At 66.2% G+C, this 13,436-nt stretch carries 7 protein-coding genes; 3 read left to right on the top strand and 4 right to left on the bottom strand.

What is annotated here, in order from left to right:
• Nucleotides 1-183: 183 nt before the first annotated feature.
• Together GV027_RS18270 and GV027_RS18275 are read right to left on the bottom strand one after the other, a co-directional pair.
• Entirely contained in the window at nt 184-3,249 is a 3,066-nt protein-coding gene (locus GV027_RS18270) for a TonB-dependent receptor (protein WP_235516506.1), read from the bottom strand.
• Nucleotides 3,246-4,313 carry a LacI family DNA-binding transcriptional regulator gene (locus tag GV027_RS18275; protein WP_159513091.1) on the bottom strand — a complete coding sequence of 356 codons (1,068 nt, stop codon included), beginning with the start codon at nt 4,311-4,313 and terminating at the stop codon, nt 3,246-3,248. Before GV027_RS18275 ends, GV027_RS18270 begins: the two co-directional genes overlap by 4 nt.
• A 164-nt stretch (nt 4,314-4,477) precedes the next feature.
• Here GV027_RS18275 and GV027_RS18280 point away from each other — a divergent pair, with 164 nt between their 5' ends.
• The gene (locus GV027_RS18280) at nt 4,478-6,784 is read left to right on the top strand and encodes a glycoside hydrolase family 3 N-terminal domain-containing protein (RefSeq protein ID WP_443029565.1); all 2,307 of its coding nucleotides are present in this window, start codon (nt 4,478-4,480) and stop codon (nt 6,782-6,784) included.
• A 63-nt stretch (nt 6,785-6,847) separates the two neighbouring features.
• Complete coding sequence (locus tag GV027_RS18285; RefSeq protein WP_159513092.1) at nt 6,848-8,335, top strand: glycosyltransferase family 39 protein; 1,488 nt, start codon at nt 6,848-6,850, stop codon at nt 8,333-8,335.
• Between the two features lie 65 nt (nt 8,336-8,400).
• Here GV027_RS18285 and GV027_RS18290 read toward each other — a convergent pair whose 3' ends face one another.
• Nucleotides 8,401-8,940, bottom strand: a complete 540-nt coding sequence (locus GV027_RS18290) for a hypothetical protein (RefSeq protein ID WP_236559372.1) — start codon at nt 8,938-8,940, stop codon at nt 8,401-8,403.
• Nucleotides 8,941-9,161: 221 nt separating this feature from the next.
• Here GV027_RS18290 and GV027_RS18295 point away from each other — a divergent pair, with 221 nt between their 5' ends.
• Nucleotides 9,162-12,287, top strand: coding sequence for a TonB-dependent receptor domain-containing protein (locus GV027_RS18295; RefSeq protein ID WP_159513094.1), 3,126 nt, complete (start codon nt 9,162-9,164; stop codon nt 12,285-12,287).
• Nucleotides 12,288-12,394: 107 nt separating this feature from the next.
• Here the strand turns inward: GV027_RS18295 and GV027_RS18300 are convergent.
• On the bottom strand, nt 12,395-13,436 hold a 1,042-nt coding region (locus tag GV027_RS18300; RefSeq protein WP_328799512.1), incomplete at its 5' end, for a hypothetical protein.

Below are 13,436 nucleotides of genomic sequence, written 5' to 3' on the forward strand. Positions count from 1 at the left end.
GGGTAGGGGCGCGCTGGGGAGGGGAGCACTGGGGCGGAACGGCACGGCGCAGCCGGCCATGAGTCCCGCCAGGCCGAGCGTGCTGTGGCCCAGCATCTGCCTGCGATCGATCATGATGTCCTTCGGGTCTGGTCTTCAAAAAAAAGCGGGGGGCGTGGCTGGGCCACGTCCCCCGGGGGCAGGTCAGAAGGAGAAACCCGCCGACAATTTGACCGTGCGCGGTGCGTTGCCGCCCGTGCTGTAGGTCGACCGCCGACCGTAATTCGGATCGAGCGGGCTGTTATTAAAATCGACGTAATTGCGGTCGTTCATCACGTTCAGGATATCGAGCCGCATGCGGATCCTGGTCTGATCGGAGATGAAGCCGAGCGGGACATATTTCGTGAACGCGAAATCGAGCTGTCGACGACCCCAGAGATCGCCAAGGCCATCCGCTTCGCGCCCGACCAGCGTTCGCGAGAACGGATCCGAATTGTCGATGAACGCCTTGAGATAGATCGGCGATTCGATCTGGAACTTGGTCGAGATCGTCACGCCTATCGGCGTATCGACGCTGCCCGCGATGACGAACCGGTGACGCGGCACGCCCGACGAGCGCAACGTCGGATAATCGGAGAGCTGGGCGAAATCGAGCGAATAGGTTTCGCCGAACTGGCGGTTCTCGTCGGCCTGCGTGTATGTGTAGGTCGCGTCGATGCTCCACGGCGAGGCCGCCGAATAGGTCTTGGTCAGCTTGAAATAGACCGCATCGGAATTGGTCTTCAGGCCATTGGTGCCGAGAATGATCGACCCGAAGCCGTTCGGCGAGAAGGAGAACGGCGACTGCGGCACGTCGGTCGGGTTGGCCGGATCGTTGAAGAAGAAGCTTCCGTCGGGGCGACGGTTGCCGAGCAGGAACGCGAACCCGTCATTGCTCTCGATATGCGTGAAGCCGAGCTCGAGTTCGACCGGCGAGAAGCGGCCGCGCAGACCAAGGCTGAACTGGTCCGAATAGGGCAGCTTCAGGTCGTTGTTCATCATGACGATCGCGCGGCCACCGCCGCTCGCCGAGGTCGCCAGCTGCTGACGTCCGGCCTCGGTCAGGTAGACCGGATCCCATGCGATACAGGTCTGGCTCGGCACGCAGGGGTTGAGTGAATCATTGCCGATGAAGTTGAACGTGCGGACCTGATACGCGCCCTGGCTGACCTCCTGCTGCAGGAAGTCGAACTGGTTGCGATCATAGGAGCGGCCATAGCCCCCGAACATCGAGAAGCGTCCGGCTTCGTCGAAGCGATAGGTGAAGCCCAGCCGCGGCTGCCACGCACCCTTGAACGCCTTCCGGTTGTTGCCGGTCGAGATATAGTCGTTGATGTCGTAGTCGGCGCCAATGAGGTTGCCGTAATTGGCGGGTGACACCGCAGCGACATTCTCTGCCGAGGTGGCATAATCGAGATAGGCCGGCGTCCGCTCATAATCCCAGCGCAGGCCAAGATTGAGCGTCAGGTGGTCGGTGACGTCCCAATCATCCTGCGCGTAGAAACCGATCTGGAAATTGTTCGACCGGACGTTGGGATTGCCCGCCGCGACGGCGGCACCGAACTGAAGCTGGTAGGGCAGTGTGTCGTTGAAGGCGACGCCGGGGATCGCGTTGACGTCATAGGTGTATTGCGGATTGGTCAGGTTCTGCTCGCGCGTGTTGAGCTTCACCCATTTCGCCTTGGCGCCGACCTTGATCGTGTGCCCCTGAAGGCCGGTGAAGGTGAAATCGTCCTGGACGGTCCAGCCCTTCTGCCCCTTGGTCTGGAAATTGCCGCCGGCACCGGCGCGCAGCAGGTCGGTGCGCTGCGTGCCGCTGCCGATCCGCTGCGTCGCCTGGAAGAACTGCGTGATGCCGTCGGTCGCGGGCGTCGGCGAGAAGACCACGTCCTCATAGGACACGCGCGCATCGTTGATCCACGTATTGCCCGTATGCTGCCAGCGCAGCAGCCCGCGCTTGTCGACGACCTTGTTCAGCGTCGACGTGCTCGCGGCGTTGATGCCCGTCGCGTTCTGCAGCCCGGATTCGTTGCGATATTTGCCCGACAGCTCGATCAGATCATTGTCGGTCGGCACGATATCGATCTTGCCGAAATACAGGTCTTCCTTGAACCGCTGCGCGAAGGTACCGAAATCGTCCCGATATTGTTCGGGGATCGACGCGACCGGATAGCCGTTCTCGGGTCGCACGTCGTACGGGCTGGTGATGCGCTTGCCTTCATAGGTGAAGAAGAAGTGCGCCTTGTCCTTGATGATCGGGCCGCCCAGGGCCGCGCCGAACTGCTTGTTGCTCGTGTCCACCTTCGGAATCGTGGTCGGGAAAATCTCGCTCGGGCGACGGTCGCGCAGCTTCTGGTTGGTGTAGTCGAAGAAACCCTCGCCGTGGAATTCGTTCGTGCCCGACTTGGTCACCGCGGTGATCGCGACCGAGCTGACCTGGTCGAACTCCGCCTTGTAGTTGGACGACAGCACCTGATATTCGCCGATGCCGAGCTGCGGGAAGGGATTGCCGGGCGACGAATCCTGGCCGGTGATGCCGTTCTTGAGAACGTAATCCTTCTGGCTGACGCCATCGACGAAGACGTTGACAGTGCGGCTGTCCTGGCCGCCGCCCTGGATGCGCGACGCGCCGCTGGCGTCCTCGATGAAGCGGACGCCCGGTGCGAGATCGGCGAAGGCAAGGAAGTTGCGGTTGTTCTGCGGCAGTTGCTCGATCAGGCGCTGCGTGATGTTGCTGCCGACCTGGCCGCCCGACAGCGAGCGAATCCGGTTGCCGGTGACGACGATCTCGTCGCCCGTGCCGCCTGCGGCCGGGGTTGCCCCGGTGTCCGCCGTCGGATCGGGTTCGGCACCGGGCGTTGTCGGCTGGGCGGCGGGGGGCGTCGCGGCGCTCGACAGGTCGAGGTCGAGCCCGGCGCTCTGCCCGACGCGCAGCGTGAAGCTGTCGGAGTTGCGCGTACCGGTGCGCTGCTTGATCTCGAGGCGATAGGTGCCTGCGCGCAGCGACGCGAAGTTGTAGCCGCCAGCGGCGTCAGCGGGCACCGTGCGACGCAGGCCGGTCGCGACCTCGACCGCGGTGACCTCGACGACCGGATTGTCCGCCGGCGCGGTGATCGTGCCGCGTAGCGACGCCTGGCCGACCTGGGCGGCTGCCGGCGCGGGGGCGAACAGCACCCCGCCGGACAGCGCCGTCAGCGAAAGCGCTGCCGCACGCAACATCATCTTGGTCATGGTCGTTCCCCTGTTCCCGATTGATCGGGTGTCTTGTTGTGAATTGTGGATAGAAATGCGTTGAGTCGTGCCGGGTCGGGCTGGGCGGTCGATTCCCGTATGACGACGACCGGGACGCGCTGCTCGGGCAGGCCATCGTCCTGCCCGGCAATCGCGCCTGCCAGCCGTGCGACGCCGCGCGCACCGAAGGCCGCGATGTCGATGCTCGCGGTGGTCAGCGAAGGCGTGATGAGCCGGGCGAGCGGGATGTCGTCGAAACCGGCGATCGCAATCTGCTCCGGAACGGCAATCCCGGCCCGTTTCAGCGTCATCATCGCGCCGATCGCCATCATGTCGTTCGCGGCGAAGATCGCATCCGCATCGCACCCCTCGTCGATAAGGGTCACGGCGGCGGCGATACCCGAGGGTTCGTTGAAGTCCCCCGGCAGGATGCGCAGCGCGACGCCTGCACGCGCGCAGGCGTCGCGCGCGCCGCGACACCGTTCCTCCGCATCGATATTCCCCTCGGGGCCGGTGATATGGACCAGCCGGCGGCGGCCGGTCGCGATCAGATGCTCGACGATCGCGGCGGCGCCGGAGGCGTTGTCGATGCGCAGTTCGGCGCGGCCGGGCTGCCCCGGCGCACAGTTCAGCAGCACCGCGGGCATGTCGCGCGGCAGGTGCGCGAGCAGCTCGTCCGCCGCGACCTGAGGGGCCATCACCAGCAGCCCGTCGACCCGACCGCGCATCGCGTTCAGCGCCGCCACACCGCGCGCCGCGTCGCCGTGCATCCTCATTAGCATCAGGTACAGCCCACGCTCCGACGCCTCGCGGTCCATACCGCGGAGCAGTTCGGAGAAGAATTCGCCGTGGAGATCGGGGATTACCACGCCGATCATGCCCGAGCGGGCCGAGCTCAGATGTCGCGCCGCGGCATGCGGGACATAGCCGAGCCGCGATGCGACCTCCTCGATATGCTTGCGCAATTCGGGGCGGACGCTGGTAAGCCCGTTCATCGCGCGCGACACGGTCGCCACCGACACCGCCGCCTCGCGGGCAATATCACGGATCGTGGCGTGCGACATGGCTGGTCAGGATCCCCTCTGGCGTCGGCCGTCGTTCGCGGCTGGAAATGTTATTCTTGATGTAACCGGTTACATGATCCAGAAACGGGGATCAAGAACCTTGCAACGATCATCAGCCTGGGGAAGCCGGGCGGTCGAAGCAGGCACGGGCGAAGGGTTAGCGGATGACGGCGGCGACGATGGCACAACGGACGATTTCACGACGGGCGATGATCATGGGGGCCGGCGCCGTCACCGCCTGGGCCGCCAGCCCGGCGCGCGCGCTGCTGCAGCAGACGGCACAGCCGCGTGCCTTGCCCGCATCGGTCGAAGCCGTGCTTGCGCGCATGACCGTCGTCGAGAAGGCCGGGCAGTTGACGCTGATGGCGGCGGCCTGGGCGGGGGGGGCGGCGACCGCGCTCAACCCTGCGGGCGGGTCGTCGAGTTTCGACGAGCAGCTCGCGCAGGTCCGCGCCGGGCGTCTGGGCGGGGTGTTCAACGGCAATGGCGCGGTCATGGCACAGCGGATGCAGACCGCTGCGATGCGCCAGTCGCGGTTGAAGATCCCGCTGCTGTTCGCCGCCGACGTGATCCATGGGCTGCGCACGGTGTTTCCGGTCCCGCTGGCAGAGGCGGCAAGCTTCGATCCCGAACTTGCGCGGCGCACCGCCCGGGCCGCGGGGGCCGAGGCGGCGGCATCGGGGATCGACTGGACGTTCGCGCCGATGGTCGATGTCGCGCGCGACGCGCGCTGGGGCCGTGGTGTTGAGGGGGCGGGCGAGGATGTCCTGCTCGGCCGGATGATGGCGGCCGCGCGGGTCCGCGGGTTCCAGGGCGAGCGGGGACTGGCGGCGTCGGACGCGGTCGCGGCCTGCGCCAAGCATTTCGCCGCCTATGGCGCGGGCGAAGCCGGGCTCGACTACAATACGGTGGACGTGTCCGAGCGTACGCTGCGCGAGGTGTATTTCCCGCCGTTCCAGTCGGCCTTCGACGCCGGGGCTGCGACGACGATGGCGGCGTTCAACGAGATTTCGGGCGTTCCGGCGACCGCGAATGCGTGGCTGCTGACGCAGATCCTGCGCCGTGAATGGGGCTTTGGAGGGCTGGTCGTGTCCGACTATACCGGTGACGAGGAGCTGATCGCGCACGGTTTTGCGACGGATGCGCGCGAAGCGACCAAGCTCGCCTTCATGGCCGGCGTCGACATGAGCATGCAAAGCGGGTTCTACTTGGCGCATCTGCCGGCGCTCGTCGCGGCGGGCGAGGTGCCGATGGCGCGGCTCGACCAGGCGGTCCGCCGCGTCCTCGCGCTCAAAGTCGCGCTCGGACTGTTCGACGATCCGTTCCGGCGGATCGACCCGCGTCGCGAAAAGACGCGGATCCGGACGCGCGAGACGCTGGCGCTGGCCCGCGATGCGGGGGCGCGGTCGATCGTCCTGCTGAAGAATGACGGCGCGGTGCTGCCGCTGCCGCGACAGGGGCGGCGGATCGCGCTGATAGGTCCGTTCGCGGCCGGGCAGCACGACCTGATCGGTCCGTGGAACGTGTACGGCACCGACGCCGAAGCGGTCGATCTGGCGACCGGTATCCGGGCGGCGGTGGCCGACCCGGCGCAGGTCAGCGTGACGCAGGGGGCGGGGATCGACGACCCGCTCCCCGGCGGGATTGCCGCAGCCGTGGCCGCCGCACGCGCGGCCGATGTCGTCCTGCTGGCGATCGGCGAGAGCCAGCGCATGTCGGGCGAGGCGCAGTCGCGGGCGTCGATCGTGATCCCTGCGGCGCAGATGGCACTGGCCGAGGCGGTGGCCGCGACCGGCACGCCGATCGTCGTGCTGCTGCGTACCGGCCGTGCACTGGTGCTCAGCGACGCGGTGCTCAAGGCGCCGGCGATCCTCGTCACCTGGTTTCTGGGATCGCAGGACGGGCCGGCGATCGCCGACATCGTGTTCGGCAAGACCGGGCCGTCGGCGCGGCTGCCCGTCTCCTTTCCGCATGCCACGGGGCAGGAGCCCTATCATTACGACCACAAGAACACCGGGCGGCCCAACCCGCCGGGCCCGTTGCTCGAATACAAGGCGCGCTACCGCGAATTCGCCAACGCCGCGCTGTTCCCGTTCGGTCATGGCCTGACCTATGGTGCGATCGAATACGAAGTGCTCGATCTCGGCGCGGCACAGCTGTCGACCGATGGCGCGCTGACGGTGCGCGCGACGATCGGCAATAGCGGCACACGCGCCGCCGAAGAGGTCGTGCAGCTCTATATCCGCGATCTGGCGGCCAGCGTGACGCGTCCGGTGCGCGAACTGAAAGCGTTTCGCCGTGTCGCGCTGAAACCGGGCGAGCGGCAGGTCGTGTCGTTCACGCTGCGTCGCGACGACCTGCTCTTCATCGGCCAGGATCTCGTGCCGACGGTCGAGCCGGGCCGCTTCTGCCTGTGGATCGCGCCGTCCGCACAGGCGGAGGGTGTATCCGGGGAGTTCCAGCTCGTCTGACGATCGTCGATGCGGTGAGGCCGCCCCTTGTGCGGGCGCGCGTGATCGGGAAAGGCGATGCGGGTGAAGCGGGTCGATCAGCATGGTGGTTCCCCGGCGGCGGCGGGACGCCTGCGCGCGCCGCTGATGCTGGCGCTGATGCTCGTCGCCGTTGCGGCATTCCGCATCCACACGGCGCAGTATTCGCTGTGGTATGACGAGTTGGCGTCGCTCGAGTTCGCGCGCCAGCCCGTGTCGCGGCTGTGGAGCAGCTGGATGCTGCGCGAGACGAACCCGCCACTGTTCTACACGATGCTGTCGGGCTGGATCGCGCTGGTCGGCCAGGATGATGTCGCGGTGCGGCTCCTGCCGATCGGGATCGGGACGGCGGGGATCGGCGCGGCATACGGGCTAGGGCGAGCGGTCGGGGATGCGAAGGCCGGGCTGCTCGCCGCCGCGCTGCTGTCGCTCTCCGCGCTGGGCACGGATCTGAGCCAACAGCTGCGCGGCTATGCGCTCGCGCAGCTGGCGGTGCTGCTCGCCTGCACCGGGATGGTGCTCTATCTGCGTCGCCGGACGCTGGGTGGCCTAGTCCTCTACGGCATTGCGACGCTCATCGGCCTGTATACGCATACGACGGTCGCGCTGTTTGCCGGGTTGGCGGGGGTGACAATGCTCTGGTTGCTGTGGAGTGACCGACGGGCACAGGCGCGGTGGCTGGCGACGAACGTCGCGGTGCTGGCAGGCTGGGGATGGTGGGCGATGATCAGCGTCCGCCAGATGACAATGCCCGTGACCAATATCGCGTGGATCGCCACGCCGTCCTGGCGCGACGCGGTCGCGATGACGGCGCAGGTCTATCTGCCGCTCTTTCCCCATGAGACGGGGATTGCGGGTATGCTGCTGCTGGCAGGCCTGTTCGCCGGGCTCGCAGCGTGTGCGGTACGTGCGGCGCGACCGGAAGTGAAGCTGCTCGCTGTCCTGACGATCGGCGCGCCGCTACTGCTGTTCGTGATCAGCCAGCGGGTGCCGATATTCCTGCCGCGCACGCTGAGCTGGGCGAGCGGACCCGAGCTGGTCCTCGTGGCGCTCGGCGTGACGCGCATAAAGTCGCCCCCCGTCGCCCGTGCAAGCGGCGCCATCCTGCTCGGCCTGAGCGCCATCGGCCTGGCGAGCTGGCTGCCCAGCCGTGAGCGCGAGCACTGGCACCAGGCCGTGGCCCGGATCGGGAGCCATAAGCCCGCGCTCGTCATCGTCGGCGACGATGCGGTCGCGCTGGCGCTTGATCGCTATCGCTCAAACGCGGAGCTCAAGGGCCCGAGACCGATCGTCGTTCAGTCGGCCTATCGTGAACGCTGGGCCGACGGGCTGTATTCGGGCACGCATTTGTCGCCCGCCGCCGCGCTTGCGGTGATTCGCGACCGGGGTTGCGCCGCGGTGGTCGAATGGGGACCCTTTCATCCGCCGATACTTGACGATCCGGCGGCGACCGCCCGACCGCTCACCCGTGACACCACCCCGGCGGTGACGCTGATCGATATCCCGCGGGCGCGCCGAGCATGTCGGCCCTGATCTGAAGCCCGTTAACGACCGCAGGACGCCACCTTTTTACGAGGTGCCGAAGATAGCGACCGGGCTCAGCGGCGGCGTTTGACGAGAATCGCGCGCTCGCCGGTGATCGACGCCTTGAACCCGCCAAAGCCGGCCTGCCGGATCGTAATTGCGGTACCCGGCCGGGGCTGCAGTGAGAGCGGTTCGATCGTTTCCCAGACCATGCCGTTCGCCAGTTGCAGCGCGAACCGCGCATAGCTCGCCGGCTTTGCCGTGGTGATCGTGGTCTGCACCTCCGTAACGCGTGTGGCGCGATCCGCCTCACCGCCGCCAAGCGGGTTCTGACCGGCATCGGCAAGGCCGAATTGCTGGCGTTTGCGCTCGATAACCTTGCTACGGTCGAGCGCAAGCAGGTCGCCTGCCTGGCGCGCGCGCGCGATCTGCCCGGCGGTCGTGTCGAAGCAGGCAAGCCGGGCTGCATCGGCCGTTATGTCCCGGCACGCGGCCAGCGCATCCAATGTCTTCGAAGAGTCTTCTCTGGCCTGCGCGGCAACAGCCGGGGCGATCGGCAGGGCGCCGACGAGCAGCGCTGACAGGGCAACAGAGATGGCCGACAACATTCGCATATGATCGCCTTATCAGCTTTGGCTTGGCAGAACCCGGCCTCGGGTTTCGCCATACGACACTATGTTGCGGTTATGTCACGGTGATGTCGCAAACGAAATGAGAAAAGGTCCGAATCGACGATAATTGTTGCAGCGCAATGGCGTGGCTGGATAGATCGTGACCAGAACCGGAAAAACCGGAGAAAATGCACGGTGCATTCACCGGCGACAAAGGGGTATTTATGACATCTGCAGCTCGCGCCCATTTGCTTGCGACCACGTTGCTGATGGGGGCGACGACGTTCGCCACGCCAGCCCTCGCGCAGGTCCAGGGGGACAATTCGGGGATTCGCGCCGGGGGCGCGACCGCGACTCAGTCGACCACGCCGGGCGCCAACGCCCAGGGCGAGGTCGGCATGACGACGTCGGAAGCCGCGCCGAGCACGGAGAACAGCCAGGGTGACATCGTCGTCACCGGCTCGCTGATCAAGAATCCCGCGCTGATCGCCTCATCGCCAGTGACTGTCATCGGCCAGGAGGAAATCAAGCTTCGCCAGTCGAACACCGCCGAAGACATTCTGCGTACGCTGCCCGGTGCGACGCCGAGCATCGGTTCGGCCGTCAACAACGGCAATGGCGGCGCGTCCTATGTCGATCTTCGCGGCCTTGGCTCGTTCCGCAACGTCGTTCTGCTCGACGGGAACCGCATCGCACCCTCGGGTCTGCTCGGTCGCGTCGATCTCAACAACATCCCGCTGGCACTGGTCGAGCGGGTCGACACGCTGACCGGCGGCGCCGCGACCACCTACGGCGCAGACGCAGTGTCGGGCGTCGTCAACTTCATCACGCGGTCGGATTTCTCGGGCATCGACGCCTCGGTCTCGAACCAGATCACCGAGCGTGGCGATGGCGCGTATTTCCGCGGCGACATTACGATCGGCGCCAATTTCGACGATGGCCGCGGTAACGCGGTCTTCTCGGTCGGGTACCAGCAGTCGGATCCCGTCTATCAGGGCGAGCGCGACTATTCGGTGCAGAATTACGACTCGTTCTCGGGCGCGAGCAGCGGCTCGGGCACGACGGTCCCATCGGTCTTCACGCTTGGCGGTCGTCGCCAGATCAACCCGGCCACGGGTTCGCTGACGACTGCGGTCATTCCGTTCAACTTCAACCCGTACAACATCTTCCAGACGCCGTTTGAGCGGTTCAACATGTATGGCGCCGGCCATTACGAAGTGTCGGACAGCGTCGAGATCTACACGCGCGGCCTGTTTTCGAAGAACACCGTCGACACGATCATCGCGCCGTCGGGCGTGTTCAACTCGTCGATCGTCGTGCCGTTGTCGAACCCCTACCTGCCGGCCGGTGCGCGGAACCAGTTCTGCGCCGCCGCCAGCATCACGCAGGCGCAGTGCGACCTCGCCGCAACCGCGACGAGCCCGACCGTGACCGTGGGCGGCGTGACGACCGCAAACCCGAACTTCCGCACGATCACGACAAACCTGTCGCGCCGGACGACCGAGGTCGGGCCGCGTATCTCGAACTTCCAGACGACGATCTTCGACTATCGTGCCGGCGTTAAGGTTGGACTGACCGAGGGTATCAAGCTCGACGTCTCGGGCGGTTACGGTGAATCGGAGAATACGCAGACGCTGCAGGGCTATGTCCTGACGTCGCGCGTACGGTCCGCGGTCTATGCAACCAATACCACGAGCTGCCTTGGCGGTGCGCCCGGCGGTGCAGCGATCGACGCGGGAACCGGCTGCGTTCCGCTCAACGTCTTCGGTGCCGACGGTTCGATCACCCCCGATATGACCTCGTATATCACGGGTGAGAGCACGACGACCGTTCGTACCTCGCTGGCGCAGGCCCGCGCGGTTCTCAACGGTGATTTCGGCTTTGCCTCGCCGTTCGCAAGCGACTCGATCGGTTTCGCGGCCGGTGCGGAGTATCGCAAGTACCGTGCGTCGCAGCGTTCGGATACGCTGGCACAGACCGCTGGCGAACTCGGTGGTGCCGGTGGCGCCGCGCCGAACATCGACGGTGGCTATGAGGTCAGCGAAGGCTTTGGCGAGCTCATCGCGCCGCTTGTCCAGGATCGTCCGTTCTTCCAGAGCCTGACGCTCGAAGCTGGCGTCCGCTACTCGCACTACAAGGTGTTCGCGGCCAACTCGCCCTCGTACAACACGACCACCTACAAGGGCGGTGGCAGCTGGGAGCCTGTCACGGGCCTGAAGGTTCGCGGTAGCTACCAGCGTGCCGTCCGTGCACCGACGATCAGCGAGCTGTTCTCGCCAGTGAATACGGGTCTGACCAACCTGGCGACCGATCGTTGCGCCGGTGCAGCGCCGGTCAACGATGCCAATCTGCGCGCCGTCTGCCTTGCGCAGGGCGCACCGGCCTCGACCATCGGTCTCATTGCGGTTCCGACTGCGGGTCAGGCGAACATCACGTCCGGCGGTAACCTCGACCTGCGTCCGGAAAAGTCGGACAGCTACACGCTCGGCCTCGTCATCCAGCCGCAGCAGATCATCCCGGGCCTGTCGATCAACGTCGATTACTACAACATCAAGATCAAGGGCGCGATTTCGCAGTTCGCGCCGGGCGATATCATCTCCAACTGCTTCGACACCATCACCGCGGCGAGCGCCACCAGCCCGGCCTGCCTCGCGATTTCGCGAAACCCGGTCACGGGCGGGCTCGACGGCGATCCGGCAACGACGCGCGGCCTGCTGGCCGCGATCTCGAACCTCGGCACCGTCAAGACCGATGGTATCGATCTCGCGATCAACTATCGCACGCCGCTGACCCAGGGCGTCAAGCTGGGCCTGTCGTTCCAGGGCAACTGGTCAAACTCCGCGACCTTCCAGGCCGCGCCGGGCCTCATCAATCGTGAGTGCATCGGCTATTATTCGGTCAACTGCGGCGGCGCGGCCAGCGCTGCGGCTGGGGGCTCGGGCTCGATCCAGCCCGAATTCACCTGGAACACGCGTGCGACGTTCACCTTCGTCGACAACATCGACGTTTCGGTACTGTGGCGTCACATCGATAACGTCCAGCAGGAGCCGGACGATGTCGTCAACGGCAACGGGGCGGCGTTCAGTGGTACGCTCACCGGTGGCGCTCTCGCCGGCCAGTCTGCGGATTTCACGCGGATCCCGTCCTACGACTATATCGACCTGTCGACCCGGATCGGCATTGCCGAGAATTTCGACCTGACCGTCACGGTGCAGAATCTGTTCGACAAGCAGCCGCCGCTCGTCGGATCGACGGTGGGTTCGACGAGCTTTAACAGCGGCAACACCTATCCGTCGACGTATGACGCACTGGGCCGCCGCTTTGCGATCGGTGCGAACCTGCACTTCTAGGGTCAGGCCATCTCGGTCTGGATTGGGGCGGTTCTTCGGAACCGCCCCTTTTTTTGTCCGGGCTCGACCGCGAACCTATCGGCTGCGCGTGGTGGCGGGACGAGCGCCTAGCCCAGCAGGGGCGCCGGGGGATCAAGCGCGACGCCGGCGGTGCGTGCGACCGCCTCTGCCCAGATGACCACCTTGTCGATCTCGTCGGCGTGGAGTGCCGCGCCGGTCTCGTGCTCGCGTGCCCTGTCCGCCGCGCCATAGCTCTTGCCGTCCTTGGCATTGCGCGCAAAGGCAGGGCCGTCGAGCAGCACCTGCACGGTCGCCGGATCGTCGGGCAGCGCATAGAATCGTGCCAGGGCCGTCACCGTGGCAAAGGGGTTCGCGAGCAGGGTTTCGCTCTGCAACGTTCTGACGCGGTCCGGAAAGCGGGCGACCAGGCCGGCGAACAGATCCGCCTGCGCGATCCACCCTACCGCTGCCGCCTGCAGATCGGTCAGCCTGAAGATGTCCTCGGGCGTGAGGCCCAGATCGACGATGCCATCGGCGAGCTGCTTGGCGAGAAGCTCGCGCACCCAAAGCCGGCCCCACATGCCCTTTCGTGCGATCGACGTCAGATAGATGCGCAACGGCGCGTAGAGCAGCACGGCGCGGGCCTGTGGCCGCATCGCCAGCATTGCCGGCGCGAGGGCGTTGACGACGTTGGAGGGCTTGATCACCACCGCCTCGCCGGGATCGAAGGCGCGGCCAAGCAGTCTCAGCGTCGCATCAAGGACCTCACCGACGCGCGCGGGATGACCGCCGCGGTGACGCCAGCCGACGAGATCGTTGAGAATTACCGGCTCTTTCAGCGCGGTGGCGAAGCCCGGCATGTCGAGTGCCTGCGCCAGCATCGTCGAACAGCAATAGGCCGAGTGGAAAATGAAATGAACCGATGCAGCGGGCGGGGCGGCCGCGACCGCGTCGCGGCGTGGCACCACGATCGGCGTGGCCGACGACGGCAGATACTCGTCGGTGAGGAAGGTCGCCACGCCACGCTGCGCCCGGTCCGCCGCGATGAAATGCACCGCATCATGGTCGGGATCGTAACGATGGGCCAGCCAGCACGGATCGCCGATCTGTGCGCCGACTGACGTGGCGGATTCCCGGGCGGGGGCGGGC

The organism is Sphingomonas sp. T1, assembly GCF_902506585.1.
Classification (GTDB): Bacteria; Pseudomonadota; Alphaproteobacteria; order Sphingomonadales; family Sphingomonadaceae; genus Sphingomonas; species Sphingomonas aerolata.